Genomic DNA, 16,780 nt, shown 5'->3' on the forward strand with positions numbered 1-16,780 from the left:
TTGGCGGTCAGGCCTGAGGCTGCCATCCACCACCCAATGCCTTGTAGATGGCGACGATCCCGCGATACAGCTCGATCTCGGCCTGAGCCTGGGAATCTTCAGCAGCCAGACGTTCGCGCTCGGCGTCCAGCAGAACGAGGAAATCAGCCGTTCCTTCACGGTACTGAACGTTGGCCAGACGGGCTGCGGCACGGCTGGATTCGCTCTGGCGGATCAAGGACAGCAGTCGCTGCTGGCGCTTGTCGTAATCGCTGAACGCATTTTCCGACTCTTCCAGTGCAAGTAGAACCTGCTGCTCGTAGTTGGCCAGCGCTCCTTCGGCATCGGCATTGGCGCTGCGGATCTGCGCCCGAACACTGCCCAGATCAAAGGCTGCCCAGGTGATGCTTGGACCGAGCGTCCAGGCTTTGGCCGCTGACGAGCCGATTTGCGAGCCGCGTCCTGCGGTAAAACCGAGGAATCCGCTCAGGCTGACCCGAGGGAACAGGTCAGCGGTTGCCACGCCGATGCGTGCGGTCGAGGCCGCCAGTTGGCGTTCCGCAGCCAGCACATCCGGACGATTGCGCAGTACCTGGGTCGGATCGCCAATCGGCAGCGCCTTGGCGATGGCTGGCAATTTGGTCGGGCTCAGGTCCACGCTCAGGGTATCCGGTCGCTCACCCAGCAGGGTGGCGATGCGGTTGCGCTGACGATTCTGTTCGGCCTGCAGTTGCGGCACTGTCGCTTCAACGGCAGCGAGTCGTGCATCGGCGCGCACCACATCCAGTTCATTGCCGACACCAGCGTCACGCAACTGCGTGGTGACACCCTGAGAATCCTGCTGGTTTTTCAGGTTGTCCCGTGCAATGGCTTCGCGTAACTGTGCGCCACGCAACTGCCCGTAAGCGTCGACCACCTCGGCGATCAGCGTGACTTGCAGTTGATAGAGGTTGGCCTGTGCGGCCGCTTCGTCGGCGTCGCTGGCTTCCAGTTGGCGCTGAATACGTCCGAACAGGTCCAGCTCCCAGGCCATGTCCAGACCCAGGTCATAACGCTCGGTGTTGACCCGTCGGTCAGTCACGCCAGGCTGCTGACCCTTGCCCAGATCGCTGCTGGCACGGCTGGTCACCACCGGCATGGCATCGTTGGCCACGTCGTCACGAATGGCGCGTGCCGCTTTCAGGCGGGCAAACGCGACGCGCAGATCCCGGTTGCCATTGAGTGATTGAGTCACCAGTTTGTCGAGGGTCGGATCGTCGAACTGCTTCCACCACAAGGCATCGGCCTTGGTACGGTCGTAGTTGCCCTGGGCGGCAGCGGCGAGTTTCGCCGGTGCGGTCTCAGGCGCCTTGTAGTCCGGGCCGACGGCACAGGCCGCCAGCGCCAGAACCAGCAGGCTCGGAACGAAGAGTTTAAGCGCGCTCATCAATGCATCTCCGCAGGCAATGTTTGCAGTTTCTGCGCCCGTGCGGCCTTGCGGGCCTCCCGGCGCTCGACGAAGTTACGGATCAGCACATAGAACACGGGGGTCAGCAGCAGGCCGAAGAAGGTGACGCCGAGCATCCCGGAGAACACCGCTACACCCATGGCATGACGCATTTCGGCACCGGCGCCACTGGACAGCACCAGCGGTACGACACCCATGATGAAGGCGAACGAGGTCATCAGGATCGGGCGCAGACGCAGGCGGCAGGCTTCCAGCACCGCATCCAGCGGGCTCATGCCTTCTTCCTGTTTGTCCTTGGCGAACTCGACGATCAGGATCGCGTTCTTGCAAGCAAGTCCCACCAGTACGATCAGGCCGATCTGGGTGAAGATGTTGTTGTCGCTACCGGCAATCATTACCCCGGCAATTGCCGACAGCAGCGTCATTGGCACGATCAGGATCACCGCCAGCGGCAGGCTCCAGCTTTCGTATTGGGCGGCCAGTACCAGGAACGCCAGCAGTACGCAGAGCGGGAAGACGAACAGCGCGGTATTGCCCGACAGAATCTGCTGATAGGTCAGGTCGGTCCATTCGTAGACCATGCCATTGGGAAGCTCTTCCTTCAGCAGCTTTTCGACAGCTGCTTGGGCCTGGCCGGAGCTGTAGCCCGGTCCGGCAGCGCCGTTGATCTCGGCCGTGATGAAGCCGTTGTAGTGCATCACGCGGTCGGGACCTGCGGTGTCGGTGACCTTGACGAAGGTCGCCAGCGGGATCATTTCACCCAGGTTGTTGCGCACCTTGAGCTGACCGATCTGGTCGGCATCCTGACGGAACTGTTGTTCAGCCTGAACGTTGACCTGATAGGTGCGACCGAAGCGGTTGAAGTCGTTGGCATACAGCGAGCCCAGGTAGACCTGCAGGGTGTCGAAGATGTCGCTGATCGCCACGCCGTGGGTCTTGGCCTTTTCGCGGTCGATGGACGCATCGACCTGCGGTACGTTCACGGTGTAGCTGGTGAACAGACCGGCCAGCTCAGGCACGCTGCGGCTCTTGGCGATGATGTTCTGGGTTTCCTTGTACAGCTCGTCGTAGCCCAGATTGCCCCGGTCTTCGATCTGCAGGCGGAAGCCGCCGATGGTACCCAGACCCTGCACCGGAGGTGGCGGGAAGATCGCCATGTAGGCTTCCTGAATCGACGCGAACTGGCCGTTCAAGGCACCGGCGATGGCATTGGCCGACTGGCTCGGGTCTGTACGCTCTTCAAAAGGCTTGAGTGCGACGAACACCACACCGTTGTTCGGGCTGTTGGTGAAGCCGTTGATCGACAGGCCCGGGAAAGCAATCGCGTTTTCCACGCCCGGCTGTTTCAGGGCCAGGTCAGACATGCGCTTGATGACTTCTTCGGTCCGGTCCAGGCTGGCCGCATCCGGCAACTGGGCGAAGGCGACCAGGTATTGCTTGTCCTGGCTGGGCACGAAACCGGTGGGTGTGCTGGAGAAACCCATCCAGGTCAGCACCATCAGGCCTGCGTACACCAGCAGGGCGATGCCGCTGCTGCGAATCACACGTGCAACCGTGCCGACATAGCCATGGCTGGCTTTCTCGAAGAAGCGGTTGAACGGACGGAACAGCCAGCCACCCAGCATCCTGTCGAGGAAGCGCGAGAAGCGGTCCTTCGGCGCATCGTGAGCCTTGAGCAGCACCGCAGCCAGCGCTGGCGACAGGGTCAGCGAGTTGAACGCCGAGATCACGGTCGAGATGGCGATGGTCAGCGCGAACTGTTTATAAAACTGCCCGGTCAGCCCGGAAATGAACGCGGCAGGTACGAACACCGCACAGAGCACCAGTGCCGTGGCGATGATCGGCCCGGTTACTTCGGCCATGGCTTTGTGCGTTGCTGCGACCGGTTCGAGCCCCAGCTCGATGTTACGTTCGACGTTCTCCACCACCACGATGGCGTCGTCCACCACGATACCGATCGCCAGTACCAGCCCGAACAATGACAGCGCGTTGAGCGAGAAGCCGAACAGGTGCATCACGGCGAATGTACCGATCAGCGAGACCGGCACCGCGACCAGCGGAATGATCGAGGCGCGCCAGGTCTGCAGGAACAGGATCACCACCAGCACCACCAGAATCAGTGCTTCGAACAGGGTGTGGATCACCGCCTCGATGGAGCCGCGCACGAAGATGGTCGGGTCATAGACGATGCTGTAGTCCATCCCCTCGGGGAAGCCTTTTTTCAGCTCGGCCATCTTGGCCCGCACATCGTTGGAGATGTCGATTGCGTTGGAGCCCGGACGCTGGAAGATCGGCAATGCCACGGCAGGCTGGTTATTCAGCAGCGAGCGCAGGGCGTATTGGTTTGAACCCAGTTCGATACGGGCAACGTCCTTCAGGCGCGTGATTTCACCATCGGCACCGGCGCGGATCACCACGTTCTCGAACTCTTCCTCGGTGACCAGGCGGCCCTGGGTGTTGATCGACATCTGGAAACTGGTGGCATTGGGTGAGGGCGGCGCGCCCAGCTGGCCGGCAGCTACCTGACGGTTCTGTTCGCGGATCGCGTTGACCACGTCGGTTGCGGTCAGGTTGCGTGAAGCGGTCTTGTTCGGATCGAGCCAGACCCGCAGCGAGTAATCGCCCATGCCGAACAGCTGCACGTCGCCCACGCCGCCCAGTCGCGCCAGCTCATCCTTGATGTTCAGGACGGCATAGTTGGACAGGTACAGCATGTCGTAGCGTTTATCCGGCGAGGTCAAGTGCACGACCATGGTCAGGTCGGGCGAGGCCTTGTCCACCGTGATACCGATCCGCGTCACCTCTTCAGGCAGCTTGGGCTCGGTACGCGTCACACGGTTCTGCACCTGCACCTGGGCGTTGTCCAGGTCGGTGCCCAGCGCGAAGGTGATGGTCAGGGTCAGCTTGCCGTCGGCAGTGGCCTGCGACGACATGTACAGCATGTTCTCGACGCCGGTGATGGCCTGCTCCAGTGGCGAGGCCACGGTTTCGCCGATCACCTTGGGGTTGGCGCCCGGGAAGTTGGCCCGTACCACGACGGTAGGTGGCACGACTTCCGGGTATTCACTGATCGGCAACTGGAACAGCGAGATGGCACCGGCGATCAGGATCAGCAGTGACAACACGGCGGCGAAGATCGGCCGCGAGATAAAGAATTTTGAGAAGTTCATCGAACGAGTCCCTTAGCCGCGAGGCGCAGTGGCGCTGGCGAGTTTGGCGGTCGCATTGGGCGCCGACTGTTGCGGGTTGCTGGCTTCAAGGGCCTGACGTTGCTTGAGGAGCAGGGCGAGGGTGTCGGCACTGGCCATCGGCGTAACTTCAGGGTCCACAGGCTGGCCGGGACGTACACGCTGCAAGCCTTTGACGACGATGGTGTCGTCCTTGCCCAGACCGTTGCGCACGATGCGCAGGCCTTCGATTTTCGGACCCAGTTCGACCGGGCGATAGGCCGGCTTGTTGTCCTTGTCCATCACCAGCACGAACTTCTTGCCCAGGTCGGTGCCGACGGCTTCATCGTTGATCAGCACGGCAGAGTAGGTGCCACTGCCGACCAGTTTGAGACGTGCATACAGGCCTGGGGTGAAGCTGCCATCGCTATTGTCGAACACCGCGCGGCCACGAATGGTGCCGGTGCGTGGGTTGACCTGGTTGTCGACGAAGTTCATCTGACCCAGGTGCGGGTTGCCGTTCTCGTTGGACAGGCCCAGGTAAACCGGGGTGGTCTGGCCGCGCTGACCCTTGCGGGCGAGTTCGGTGTACTTGAGGAATACGCGCTCATCGGCGTCGAAGTAGGCGTAGACCTTGTCGGTGGACACCACGCTGGTCAGCGGTGTGACATCGGCCGTCACGATGTTGCCGGCGGTGATCTCGGCACGGCTGACGCGGCCGGTAATAGGTGCGGTCACACGGGTGAAGCTGAGGTTCAGGCGAGCCAGGTCCAGTTGCGCCTGAATCGCGGCGACGCCGGCCTTGGCTTCCTGCGCGGAGGTGGTGCGCGAGTCTGCCAGTTCGGCGGAAATGGCATTGTTGGTGCGCAAACGCTCGCCGCGCTGGGCTTCGTTGTCGCTGCGTACGGCCACGGCCCGCGCTTGCTGCAGCTGGGCTTCGAGGCGGCGTACTTCAGACTGGAACGGGCGCGGGTCGATCTGGAACAGCAGGTCGCCTTTCTTGACCAGCGAACCATCGGTGAACGCCACCTGATCAATCTGGCCGGAGACGCGCGGACGAACTTCGACGGTTTCCGGTGCTTCGAGGCGGCCGGTGAACTCGTCCCACTCGTTGACGGGTTGTTCCAGGACCTTGGCGACGCTGACCTTGGCGGCTGCGGGGGCCTGAGTGGCCTCAGGTGCGCGACCACAGGCGCTGATCACGACCAGTGCGAGGGCAGTGAGGGGATAGCGCAGATGAGCGAGTGTCTGGGGCATGGGAAGTTCCGCCGAAAGTAAAGGATGGGCGGATTCTGTTGCGCGCAGGGTGTTATTAACGAATCGAATAAATCGAAGGTTACTATCATCCGTAATGATGAACGTCATCTTCGCCGCCAGCCCTACGCAGGCTGCTGCGCAACCTCACTGAGCATTCTGCAGCCGGTAACGAAACGTGTTGCGCACGCCGATGACCTTGACCGGGTGGCCGTCTGCAACTTGCGGGCTGTAGCGGAAACCGGCGGCGGCCTTGAGCGAGGCGGCTCCGAAGTGGGACGCATCGCATTGCCCCTTGACCAGTCGTGCTGCCGTCGTCGTGCCATCGGGCATCAGGTCGTACTCCACCGTGCAGTCACCTTCCAGCTCGTTTTCAAGCGCTGAAGCCGGGTAGTCGGGCGCAGCCTTGGTCAGCGGCAGGTACTGTTTGCCAGCGGTTGCGGCGACATCGGTGGCGGGTCCGGGTACCGACGGCGCAGGTTTCGCCTCGGTTGCGGCCGGTGCAGAGTTTGAGCTGGCCGGTGCCTGTGCTGAAGCTTTGGCGGGCGCAGCGGGGGCTGGATGCGGTGCCGGTTTGGTCGGGGGTTGTCGTGGCGGTTTCTGTCGCGCCTGAATATCAGCTTGTTCGGCCAGCCTGCTGGCTTCAAGCTGAGCCTGTTGTCTGGCGGCCTGTTCCGCCACCGCCTGCTTCTGTTGCTCGGCCGCCTGCTGACGTTGCGCCTCTGCAGCGCGAGCGCTTGCTGCGGCAGCGGCCGCAATGGCGGGGTCCGCAGCCAGTCCGGTGTGGATCACCACCGTCTGCCTGTCCGGCTCGGCTGTCGAGGGGGTAGATGCTGTGCTGCCGAGCCACGCCGCCAGAAAATGCACGGCCACCACTAAAGGGATGAGCAGCAATGCCGCGCGTGCCGACGCAGGCGCAGGATCGCTTGCCGGTGACGTGCGTAGCGGGGCGACCAGCCTGAGGTCGGGCCTGATTGCCAGGTAACTGACGGGCCCGACTTTCCATGCGCCATCGTTACCTTGAGGGTGGAAGCGACAGCGCACGCCGGATTCGGCTAATTGATTGCTGGCCGCAGTGAACGAGATGCCCATGTCGGGAAGCGGGGATGCGGCGTGCATCGCGTGTTTCAGAGCGGTCTTCATGGCGCGGTATCCGGAGTTTGTGAGATCAACCCGACATTGGGTACACCGGCCTGCTGCAAGGCGCCCATCAACTCCATGATCCGCCCGTAGCTGACAGCCCGGTCGCCGCGAATCAGCACGGCGGTATTGGCCTGGTCGCCGAGCGCATCGTGCACTTGCTGACCCACGGTGGGCAGCGCCAGCTGGACACGCGGGTCTTCGCCGCGATTGAGGTAGTACAGGCCTTCGGCGTCGATGCTGATAACCAGCGGCGGGTGATCCGGTGCGTCAATCGCCTGCGCGCCGAGGCGCGGCAGGTCAACGTGTACACCCTGAGTCATCAGGGGCGTGGCGACCATGAAAATCACCAGTAGCACCAGCACCACATCAATGAACGGCACAACGTTCATTTCGCTGGAAATCCTGCCCCGTGATACCGCGTGGAACGAGCCCTTCTGATTCATGCGCTTTCCCTCGCTGCCATGTGCAGGTGACTGCGGGCATGCAGGCTGGTCAGCAGCAGGGTGTGCAGCTCTTCGGCCAGGTCTGCCAGCCGGGTCTGTAAGTCGGCGACCTTTTTCGACAGGAAGTTGTAGGCGATCACTGCAGGAATGGCGGTAAACAGACCGATTGCGGTGGCCACCAGCGCTTCGGCAATCCACGGCGCCACGGTGGCGAGCGTCGCCTGCGCCGTGGCCCCGAGTGCCTGAAACGAACCCATGATTCCCCACACCGTGCCGAACAGGCCGATATAGGGACTGACCGAGCTGATGGTCGCCAGGATCACCAGGCGACGATTCAGGCGCATGCCTTCGCGCGACAACGCCAGACGCAGCGCGCTGCCCACGGCGTCCATGGTCACGGTCGGATCGGTGTTGGCGTGGGTCAGTTGGCAGAAGTGGCGGAAGCCATCGCGAAACACCTTGCCTGCGCCGCCGGGCTGGTCGGGCAGTTCCTTGTACAACTGGTTGAGGTCGGTGCCTGTATGAAAGCGTCGCTCGAAATCGGTCAGTTCACCGCTGTCGCGCCGCAGATCGTAGCTGCGAAGAAAGATCAGTAACCAACTGACCGCAGAGGCCAGCAACAGGATAAACATGACGGTCTGGGCAACCGGACTGGCGCCTTCGATCAAGCTGACAATGGACATGGACGATTGCATCGACGGGTATCTCCGTGGTGTTCATGTGTGAGAAGAGAGGCAGCGGTGCGGGTCAGAGTTTGACTTTCATGCCGACCCAGAAGGACTGCCCGAAGCTGTTGCGCTCAAGCAGGTTGTTGTCCGCGTCGCGGATCAGGCGCTTCTGGTCGGTGAGGTTTCGCCCTTCTGTGTAAAGGGTCAGGTTGGCGTTGAGCGCGTAGCTGACCTGAGCATCCAGTTGCCCATAGCGCTCTTCGAACTTGTCCTGGCGCGGGTTCTGAACGCTGAGGCTGGTGCGCCGGTCGCCGACCACGGCGTAGCTGATCTGCGACTTGAGATCGCCGATGCCGTACATCAGCGTGGCGTTGTATTGCTGCTTGGGCGCGCCGACCAACTGGCTCGCCCGGCGCGTCGAGCCGTCAGCCATCGGCACATTCATCGACCCGTCGAGCCAGGTGCTGTTGAGCTTGAAGCCCAGCCCGTCGAACGGCGCGGGCAGAAAGGCCAGGCGGTCCTTGATCAGGTTGATCGACACGCCACGGACCTGCGCCGTCGAGGTGTTGAGGGGTTGCGAGATCGTGGTCTGAATACCCGTGCTGTCTGTGCTGCTGGAGCTGCCGACGAAGATTTCGTTTTTCAGGTCCTTCTGAAACAGCGCCATGGACAGCAGCGCGCCCTGGCCGAAGTAGTAATCGGCGGCCAGATCGTAGTTGTTGGACGTGATGGGTTTGAGGCTCGGGTTGCCACGGTTGATGCTGACAGCGCCGTCCACCTGACTGACGCTGTTCAGCGGCACCACGTATTCCGGATTCGGCCGACCCAGTGACTGGCTGAAACCCGCACGCAGACGCACCGAGGGCGTCAGGTCGTAAAAGGCGCTGAACGAGGGCAATACGTTGTCGTAGCTGCCGGAGTTGCTGCTGGGGTTGAGTGTGCCGCTGTTGTTCTGAAAGGCCGAGGAATCGAAACGCGTGTGTTCATAGCGCGCGCCACCGAGCACTTCGAAGCGCTCGCCGCGATACCTGAGCAGACCGAAGCCTGCGGCAATGTCTTCCTGATAATTGAGGTCGTTCTGGGCGCTGAGCAGTGTGCTGTTGGCCTGATCGAGCCGAAACAGTCCGGGGTTGCCAGCGAAGAAACGGTTGGTTGCCTTGTAGTAGTCGCCCGCGTTGCTGAACGAGCTGGCGGGGAGGCTGGCTGCACTGGTGGGCAGGAAGGTCTGTTGATCGATGTCCTGAGTGACCTCCATGCGTCGCCAGCTTGTGCCCACCTTGGCACCCAGTCCCCGGTCCTGCGGGTCGGTATTGAAACCGTAGGTTCCTTGCCATTCCTTGATGGTCTGCTGACGCTCCAGCTTTTCCGGCTGAATGTTGAACAACTGATAGTTCGATGGCGTGTCGGCCGCCGAAGGGTTGGCGGGCGTGATGGTGGACATGTCGCGATTGTCGGCGTCCTGACTCGTCAGGTCGTACTGGTAGCCGAAATTGGAGCCGTAAGCCGAGCGGAATTCAAACTGGCCGTCATCCTTGCGCTCATAGGTGCTGCGGGCCGCGTAGAGTTTGCTGGTCAGGCGCTGTTGATCGGCAGGCTTGAAGTCGACATCCCAGATGGCCAGATCCGTTGCCGTGGTTTCCGGGAAGTAGTCAACGCGATAGCGATTGCGGCCCTGGGCATAACTGCCGCTGACATCGGTGATGTTGCGCGGCGAGCGACCTTCGAGAATGTTCAGGTAGCGGTATTCGTCCGAGTCGTAGCTGTAGTGCGCGCCGAGCAGCGATGAGTAAAGATTTTCGCTGGGCTTGTATTCCAGGCGGCCCAGCAGACTCCAGCGATCCAGCCGGTTGGTGTACTGCGCCTGATCACGACGGTCCACCAACGGCGTGCCGGCCGCGCTGTAGTTGATGGTACGGATGTCCTTTTCCTGATCGCGACTGCGGTCGGAGAAGCTGCCCGCCAGCATGTAGCCGAATTGTTTGTCCTCGCCGAAGCGGTCGTTGACTCTGCCGTCGATGATCGCGGAAGGGCTGGAAGGCCCGCCCGGTACGCTCATGTTGCTGTAGCGCCCGACCTTGGCATCGGCAACGGCCTGGAAGCCGCTGTAATCGAACGCGCTGATCGGTTGCAAATCGACGATCCCGGCAATTGCCGGTTGCAGGTCGGGCGTCAGGCTCTTGTAGACCGCCACACGTTTGAGGGCGACGCCGGGGATGGCTTCCAGGTCGGTCTGTCGGCCCAGCGCGAACCAGCCATCAGGAATCATCGCGCCGTCGAAGGTGGTCGTCGTGAAGCGCGAGGGCAGGCCGCGTATGGAGACGAAGCGACCTTCGTCTTCATCGAATTCGGTGGTCACGTCCGGGAGGCGACGCAGGGAATCGGCCACGTTCAGGTCGGGCTGCTGGCCCAGTTCGTCGGACGAGATGAAGTCGGCGACCTGAGACGTGTTGCGTTTGGCGCGAATTTCCTCGCGATTCTGTTTGACGTACCCCGTGACCATGACGCTTTCCGCCGCCGGCGTATCGCTTTTGCCGGATGAATCCTGGGCAACTGCAGGGGTGATGAGGGTAAGCAGCACAGCGCCGGAAACAAGCGGGTAACAGGCACGGGTTCTGGTCATCATGGTGAAATCTCGTGGAGGCCGAAGAGGTCTGGATTTTTATTTACGCTTAAAGTGTTAAATAAAAATGACTGGCTATAATCGGTTGGAGATTTCATCAGGATTTGATGCGCGCCTTGTTCATGGGCAGGGCTTAAAAGGCTTTTTGCTCAAGGACTGCCTGGGCAGGCAGCTGCATACGTTCGAAATCCAAATATTGTCATCAGATTTAAACATTAAGTGTGAAAATATGCGTCCTGCTCACACGCACTCTGACAAAGGAGACGTTTCTTGCCCAATCGCACGCTCAATGAAGGGATTCACGTATCGGATAACGAGCGGTTCATTCTGGATGTCATCCGGCGTGAAGGCAGTATCAGCCAGTCCCGTGTCGGTCAATTGAGCCACCTGACCCAGCAGTCAACGCACCGGATCATCAGTGCGCTGCTGGCGCGCGACCTGTTGCAGGCCGGGCCGCCTGCATCCGGTGCAGGACGCGGCAAGCCTTCGCCCAGCCTGCAATTGGCAGCCAGAACCGTTTTCAGCGTCGGCATCGCGATCAATACCGATTGCGCCATCCTTTCGTTGACCGCGCTGGATTGCGAACTGGTGGAGGAGGTGCGCTTCCGGTTTCCGCCGCTGAGTCGCCAGACCACGCTGGAGCGGTTGAGCACGGCGCTGGACAGGATTTGTGTCCGCAATGGCGTGGACAAGGCGAGCCTGATCGGCGTCGGGTTCTCGATCAACGGCTATTTCGTCGCCAACCGTCGGCAGATCAACGCGCCGGAGCCGTTACGCGACTGGTCATTGATCGATCTGCAGCCACTGCTGGAAGAAACCTTCGGCCTGCCGGTCTGGATCGAAAACAGCGTCAGCGCGGCTGCCGTAGGCGAGAGCCTTTGCGGTGCCGGGCGCTGGGCGCGTTCCTTTGTGTACCTGGGGTTCAACTACGGTTTCGGTGGCGGGCTGGTGATCGAGGGCAAACCGTTTTTCGGTGCCAATGGAAACGCTGGCGAACTCAGTTCGATACTGACGCGCGAAGAGCAGGAAGTGCGTCCGGCCCTGCGCTACCTGCTGGAGATGCTTCAGGAGCAGGGCATTGACGTCGATTCCATCGAAGACATTTCGCTGCGGTTCGACCCTCGGTGGCCAGGCGTCGACGCCTGGGTCGACCGGGTGATGCCTTGCCTGAACCGCATTATCAACTCGCTCAGCGGCATTCTAGATCCTCAGGCCATCGTGTTTGGCGGGCAATTGCCGGTCGCGCTTGGCGAAGCCCTGATGGCGCGAGTCGAATACTGGGGCGGCGACCGTTACGGCATCACGGCCACCCGGCCCAGTCTGGTGATGGGACAACAGAGCTGTGACGCCGCCGCCCGCGGCGCGGCGCTGATTCCGCTGCGGGCCTGCTTTTTCCTGTAAGCGGTTTTTCGTATGTCCGGCCTATGAGGTTCAATAATGCGAACGCTGCACTGCCTGCTCATATTTCTGCTGACTGCCACAGCGACTGTCGCCCGGTCGGCCGAAAGACTGTATGTCTGCGGAGACGATCAGGTTCGCGAGTACCGTGTGCAAGCGGCGAGTGCCACCGAGATCTGGCGCTGGAGTGCGGCTCAGGCGAAGGACTTGCCGGACGCCTACCGCCAGAAGCTGCTGTCGCATATCGACGAATGCAAGCCGGTCGAGGGTGGCCGCGCCATTCTGGTGACGTCTTCGACGGGCGGCGTGGTTCTGCTGGATCGGACCTCGGGTCGGGTTCTGTTTCGGGCCCTGGCGCCGATGGCGCATTCGGCCGAGTACCTGCCCAACGGTTTGATCGCTGTCGCGTTGTCGATTGAGCCGAACGGCGACCGACTGCAACTCTACGACCGGTACCGCAACGAAAAGCCACTGTTCGAGACGCCGCTGCCCTCGGGGCACGGCGTGGTCTGGGATGAGCAGCGTCAGCGTCTGTTTGCGTTGTCCCATGACCTGTTGCAGGCCTTCACGCTGAGCGGCGACCGCGCATCACCCGTGTTGCAGGAATCTGAGCGCTGGACGTTGCCGGGAAGGCGCGATGGCCATGACCTGTCGGCGCTTGGCAATGGTCGTTATGCGGTCACAACCGATGATGGCGTCTGGCTGTTCAGCCCGGACAGCGGTGTGTTTTCGACGTTCGAGCCTTTACGCTCGGCTTCAAGGGTCAAGGCATTGAGCGTTATGGATGAGCGCATGGCCTGGGTCGAAGTGGAGCAAAGCTGGTGGGCCTTTGGTTTTCATCTGGCTGAGCGCGACGGCAGCGGCGGGGTGCGTGTGCCGGTCGCGGATCTGCATCTGTACAAGGTGCGCTGGGTGCATTGACCTGCCCTGGCTTTGCGGACTGCCTGCTCATTTTCCTGCGCCCAGCTCGACCGCGCTTCGCAACCGGCTGGCATCCCTCGCAGGCGGCAGACCGAACAGGCGCACGTAGTCCCGGCTGAACTGCGAGGGGCTTTCGTAGCCGACCTGATAGCCCGCACCGGCCGCATCCACAGCTTCGGCCACCATCAGACGACGTGCTTCCTGCAATCGCAACTGACTGCGAAACTCCAGCGGACTCATTGAGGTCACGGCCTTGAAATGCGCGTGAAATGTAGAGCGGCTCATGCCCGCCAGTTCGGCGATGTCATCGATCCGGCAACCCTGTCGGTAGTGCTCGCGCATCCAGGCAATCGCTTTGGCAATCTGCCGCAGTCGGCTGTCTGCCCGGGCCAGTTGCCGGACGATGCCGTTGCCGCTCTCGCTCAGCAGCCGATACAGCATCTCTCGGATGATGAGCGGTGCCAGTGCGTCGATATCCTGGGGTGTGTCCAGCAGACCGGCAAGCCTGGCTGCGGCGTCGAGCAGCTCCGGCGTGGTCGCGTTGAGTTCGATGCCTGCAGTCGGCAGATCGCTCCTTTCGCTGGTGTCCGGGTGCCGAAGCGCCAGCTCGCTCAGGATGGCCATGTCCAGATCCAGCACGAGACACAGGTACGGCAATGCTTCGCTTGCCTCGATGACCGAGCCCATGACCGGCATGTCCACCGACGCCACCAGATAGGTCGATGCATCGTACACATAGGACAAGGCGCCAGCCGCGACCTGCTTACGGCCCTGAACGATCAGGCAGAGGGTCGGTTCGTAGACCACCGGCATCGGCACGGTAGGCGCGCCCGAGCGAACCAGGCTGACACCTGCGACAGGCGTGGTGTGCATGCCGTCGGTCCTTGCATGCCGGCTGATGACGTCGATCAGTTTTTCAAGAGAACCCATAGCGGCTCCGGTCGCTCAGTGATGAAACAGCCTTCAATCCCGTTCGGATAATCGTGCAAGAACGCAGGATTATCCGGCTACAGCGCAGCGCCTTCCTGACGGCAGACTGAACCTGACTGTTCAGAACTTCACATCCACAAGGAGGCCATCATGCCCGCTATCACTGCACTCGACCACTACCGCCTGCTCGGACGATCAGGTATGCGCGTCTCGCCCATGGCACTTGGCACCATGACCTTCGGTGCCAACTGGGGCTGGGGCGCCGAGGCCGATCAGGCACGGCAGATATTCGATGCGTATGTCGACAAGGGCGGCAATTTCATCGACACCGCCGTCAACTACACCAACGGCGAGTCGGAGCGCATCCTGGGGCAGTTTCTCAAGGGCAAGCGCGAGCGCCTCGTCGTCTCGACCAAGTACACCATGGCGCGTGATCCGGGTAATCCGAACTCGGGCGGCAACCATCGGCTGAACCTGATGCGCTCGGTCGAGACCAGCCTCAGGCAGCTCGACACTGATCGCATCGAGTTGCTCTACCTGCATGCCTGGGACTTCACCACCTCCGCCGACGAAGTGATGCGTGCGCTGGACGATCTGGTGCGCGCCGGCAAGGTGCTTTACCTCGGTATCTGTAACACCCCGGCGTGGAAGGTCGCTGAGTTGCAAACCCTGGCCCTGCTGCGTGGCTGGTCGCCGCTGGTTGCGCTGCAGATCGAGTACAGCCTGGTCGAACGCAGTGTCGAGCACGAGCTGATTCCGATGGCCGAAGCGATGGGGCTTGGCGTGCTGCCGTGGTCGCCGCTGGGTGGCGGCATTCTGAGCGGCAAGTACAGCCGCGACGATCTGCAACAGGTCAGCGAAGCGGGGGTTTCGACCACGCGCAAGGGCGTGATCAGTTCATCGGGGCACATGACCGAGCGATCGCTCGAAATCGCCAGTGTCGTGGGTGAGATCGCGAAAGACATCGGCGTCACGGCTTCACAGGTCGCACTGGCCTGGACGCTCATGAACCCGGCCGTGGTTGCGCCGGTACTGGGTGCCAGGACGCTTGCGCAGGCGCTGGACAATCTGGCCGCACTTGATCTGCAACTGGATGACGAACAGGTCGCCCGGCTGGATCAGATCAGTGCGCCCGCGCCGATCTTCCCCGAGCGCTTCGTGTCGCGGCCTATGGTTCAGCAACTGATCTTCGGCGGTGCCCGGCTGCAAAACCGGATGTGACAGCTCGCAAATGCCCGCTCATCCTGGGCGGGCCTTCTGCTCTTCAATGCCGTGACGGCCGAAGGAGTCTTTAGATGCACGTTTCCATTCTGAAAAACATCCACGCGTTGGCGCTGACAGTGGCGTCCCTGATTGGCGCCGGGCTGATTTTCGGCATCGCTCATGCCGCTTGCGGCCCGTATATCGAGGCATACAACAAGCAGCTCGTGGCTCAGGCCTTTGATCGCTGGGCGGCTGGAGGGACGACATTCTTCACTGACATGCTGTGGCCGGATGTGGTCTGGACCATCAAGGGTTCGGGTCCCAGCGCGGGCGTTTATCGAGGCGTCGATTCATTCGTTCAGCAGGCGGTGCAACCGTTCGTGTCGCGGTTGTCCAGTCCGGTCAGGCCGGTAAGCAAACGCGTCTGGGCGGATGGCGATCACGTCATCGTTCAGTGGGACGGCGTTGGCGTGGCGCGCGACGGACAGGCTTACAACAACAGCTACGCGTGGATCTTTCACATGCGTGACGGCAAGGCGTTTGAAGCCACCGCGTTTCTCGATCTTGCACCTTACGACGATGTGTTACGACGGATTCCAGTGCCTGCCGCGAGCGGCGGATAGAAGGTTTACATTCGGGCGATAGATGTTTATTGATGTCGATCAGCATCAAAGTCGTTGACGGCTACGATTACGTTCATCATCATAGCGCCATCTTCAGTCAATCGACCCGCGAAGGAATTCCCATGACGACTCCTAAACCTGTAGCACTGGTGACCGGCGCTTCTTCCGGCATCGGCGAAGCCACTGCCAATGCGCTCGTTGCGGCAGGCTATACCGTGTACGGAACCAGCCGGAAAGGGAATCAGAGCGGACAGCGCAACTTTTCGATGCTGGCCCTCGACGTGACCGACGATGCGTCCGTCGAGGCGGCGATCAAGGAACTGCTGGTGCTGGAAGGGCGTATCGACCTGCTGGTCAACAACGCCGGATTCGGACTTTCGCCAGCAGCGGCTGAAGAGAGCTCAATCGAGCAGGCCAAGGCGATCTTCGACACCAATTTTCTGGGCATTGTGCGCACCACCCGTGCGGTCGTGCCGCACATGCGTCGGCAGGGCGGTGGCCGAATCATCAACATCGGCTCCATTCTGGGCATCGTGCCGGTGCCGTTCGTTGCGCTGTATGCAGCCAGCAAGCACGCAGTGGAAGGGTACTCGGAATCTCTGGATCACGAGTTGCGCACCTTTGGTATCCGGGTCACGATCATCGAGCCTGGCTACACCAAGACCTCGTTCGAAACCAACAACCTCGAAGCCGACGCCAAGCTTGAGCTCTATCAGGACGTGCGGGCCAGGGTGTCCAAAGCCGTCAACCACGCCATGGCCAATGCCGACAGCCCGGATGTGGTCGCCCAGGTGGTGCTCAAGGCTGCGCGTGCCGAGCGTCCCAAGTTGCGTTATACCGCCGGTAAAACCGCTGGCCAGTTTCAATTCATGCGCCGCTTTGCGCCAGCGGGTTTTCTGGATGCGGCCATCCGCAAGAACCTGAAACTGGACGCAAAATCGCCTCCGCAGGCACGCACGTCTCACCAGCCAGGTTGATCCGGCC

The 16,780-nt window shown here is 61.6% G+C and carries 13 protein-coding genes; 5 read left to right on the forward strand and 8 right to left on the reverse strand.

Going from position 1 to position 16,780, the window contains the following annotated elements:
- Positions 1 to 7 precede the first annotated feature (7 nt).
- From AC0IXS_RS26585 to AC0IXS_RS26615, 7 genes are all read right to left on the reverse strand, one after another.
- Positions 8 to 1,405: an efflux transporter outer membrane subunit gene (locus tag AC0IXS_RS26585; RefSeq protein WP_137203115.1), complete on the reverse strand. Its 1,398-nt coding sequence runs from the start codon at positions 1,403 to 1,405 to the stop codon at positions 8 to 10.
- Positions 1,405 to 4,596: an efflux RND transporter permease subunit gene (locus AC0IXS_RS26590; RefSeq protein ID WP_137203117.1), complete on the reverse strand. Its 3,192-nt coding sequence runs from the start codon at positions 4,594 to 4,596 to the stop codon at positions 1,405 to 1,407. The genes AC0IXS_RS26585 and AC0IXS_RS26590 overlap by 1 nt, the downstream gene beginning before the upstream one ends.
- A 12-nt stretch (positions 4,597 to 4,608) precedes the next feature.
- Positions 4,609 to 5,850: a multidrug efflux RND transporter periplasmic adaptor subunit MexE gene (mexE, locus tag AC0IXS_RS26595; RefSeq protein ID WP_057408949.1), complete on the reverse strand. Its 1,242-nt coding sequence runs from the start codon at positions 5,848 to 5,850 to the stop codon at positions 4,609 to 4,611.
- 144 nt (positions 5,851 to 5,994) lie between these two features.
- Positions 5,995 to 6,990, reverse strand: coding sequence for an energy transducer TonB (locus AC0IXS_RS26600; RefSeq protein ID WP_057408948.1), 996 nt, complete (start codon positions 6,988 to 6,990; stop codon positions 5,995 to 5,997).
- Positions 6,987 to 7,433: a protein TolR gene (gene tolR / locus AC0IXS_RS26605; RefSeq protein WP_025993701.1), complete on the reverse strand. Its 447-nt coding sequence runs from the start codon at positions 7,431 to 7,433 to the stop codon at positions 6,987 to 6,989. The genes AC0IXS_RS26600 and tolR overlap by 4 nt, the downstream gene beginning before the upstream one ends.
- The gene (tolQ, locus tag AC0IXS_RS26610) at positions 7,430 to 8,116 is read right to left on the reverse strand and encodes a protein TolQ (protein WP_471826120.1); all 687 of its coding nucleotides are present in this window, start codon (positions 8,114 to 8,116) and stop codon (positions 7,430 to 7,432) included. Before tolQ ends, tolR begins: the two co-directional genes overlap by 4 nt.
- A 64-nt stretch (positions 8,117 to 8,180) precedes the next feature.
- The gene (locus AC0IXS_RS26615; RefSeq protein WP_471826122.1) at positions 8,181 to 10,724 is read right to left on the reverse strand and encodes a TonB-dependent receptor; all 2,544 of its coding nucleotides are present in this window, start codon (positions 10,722 to 10,724) and stop codon (positions 8,181 to 8,183) included.
- Positions 10,725 to 10,991: 267 nt separating this feature from the next.
- Here AC0IXS_RS26615 and AC0IXS_RS26620 point away from each other — a divergent pair, with 267 nt between their 5' ends.
- Positions 10,992 to 12,122 (forward strand): ROK family transcriptional regulator, encoded by a 1,131-nt coding sequence (locus AC0IXS_RS26620; RefSeq protein ID WP_057408945.1) that lies wholly within the window; start codon positions 10,992 to 10,994, stop codon positions 12,120 to 12,122.
- Positions 12,123 to 12,158: 36 nt separating this feature from the next.
- Positions 12,159 to 13,040: a DUF6528 family protein gene (locus tag AC0IXS_RS26625; protein WP_471826124.1), complete on the forward strand. Its 882-nt coding sequence runs from the start codon at positions 12,159 to 12,161 to the stop codon at positions 13,038 to 13,040.
- A gap of 27 nt (positions 13,041 to 13,067) precedes the next feature.
- Here the strand turns inward: AC0IXS_RS26625 and AC0IXS_RS26630 are convergent, their stop codons facing one another.
- Complete coding sequence (locus AC0IXS_RS26630) at positions 13,068 to 13,970, reverse strand: AraC family transcriptional regulator (RefSeq protein ID WP_471826125.1); 903 nt, start codon at positions 13,968 to 13,970, stop codon at positions 13,068 to 13,070.
- Between the two features lie 150 nt (positions 13,971 to 14,120).
- Here AC0IXS_RS26630 and AC0IXS_RS26635 point away from each other — a divergent pair, with 150 nt between their 5' ends.
- The 3 genes from AC0IXS_RS26635 (at position 14,121) to AC0IXS_RS26645 (ending at position 16,773) form a co-directional block, all read left to right on the forward strand.
- Positions 14,121 to 15,191 carry an aldo/keto reductase gene (locus AC0IXS_RS26635; RefSeq protein ID WP_122668250.1) on the forward strand — a complete coding sequence of 357 codons (1,071 nt, stop codon included), beginning with the start codon at positions 14,121 to 14,123 and terminating at the stop codon, positions 15,189 to 15,191.
- Positions 15,192 to 15,265: 74 nt separating this feature from the next.
- Positions 15,266 to 15,796, forward strand: coding sequence for a nuclear transport factor 2 family protein (locus AC0IXS_RS26640; protein WP_449123980.1), 531 nt, complete (start codon positions 15,266 to 15,268; stop codon positions 15,794 to 15,796).
- Positions 15,797 to 15,918: 122 nt separating this feature from the next.
- Positions 15,919 to 16,773: an oxidoreductase gene (locus AC0IXS_RS26645; RefSeq protein WP_449123979.1), complete on the forward strand. Its 855-nt coding sequence runs from the start codon at positions 15,919 to 15,921 to the stop codon at positions 16,771 to 16,773.
- Positions 16,774 to 16,780: the final 7 nt, after the last annotated feature.

The organism is Pseudomonas sp. AC016 (assembly GCF_979253365.1).

Coding starts and splice junctions, on each gene's coding strand:
- AC0IXS_RS26630 (WP_471826125.1), bottom strand. CDS start 13,970: ATGGGTTCTCTTGAAAAACTGATCGACGTCATCAGCCGGCATGCAAGG.
- AC0IXS_RS26600 (WP_057408948.1), bottom strand. CDS start 6,990: ATGAAGACCGCTCTGAAACACGCGATGCACGCCGCATCCCCGCTTCCC.
- mexE (WP_057408949.1), bottom strand. CDS start 5,850: ATGCCCCAGACACTCGCTCATCTGCGCTATCCCCTCACTGCCCTCGCA.
- tolQ (WP_471826120.1), bottom strand. CDS start 8,116: ATGTCCATTGTCAGCTTGATCGAAGGCGCCAGTCCGGTTGCCCAGACC.
- tolR (WP_025993701.1), bottom strand. CDS start 7,433: ATGAATCAGAAGGGCTCGTTCCACGCGGTATCACGGGGCAGGATTTCC.
- AC0IXS_RS26585 (WP_137203115.1), bottom strand. CDS start 1,405: ATGAGCGCGCTTAAACTCTTCGTTCCGAGCCTGCTGGTTCTGGCGCTG.
- AC0IXS_RS26645 (WP_449123979.1), top strand. CDS start 15,919: ATGACGACTCCTAAACCTGTAGCACTGGTGACCGGCGCTTCTTCCGGC.
- AC0IXS_RS26625 (WP_471826124.1), top strand. CDS start 12,159: ATGCGAACGCTGCACTGCCTGCTCATATTTCTGCTGACTGCCACAGCG.
- AC0IXS_RS26615 (WP_471826122.1), bottom strand. CDS start 10,724: ATGATGACCAGAACCCGTGCCTGTTACCCGCTTGTTTCCGGCGCTGTG.
- AC0IXS_RS26640 (WP_449123980.1), top strand. CDS start 15,266: ATGCACGTTTCCATTCTGAAAAACATCCACGCGTTGGCGCTGACAGTG.
- AC0IXS_RS26635 (WP_122668250.1), top strand. CDS start 14,121: ATGCCCGCTATCACTGCACTCGACCACTACCGCCTGCTCGGACGATCA.
- AC0IXS_RS26590 (WP_137203117.1), bottom strand. CDS start 4,596: ATGAACTTCTCAAAATTCTTTATCTCGCGGCCGATCTTCGCCGCCGTG.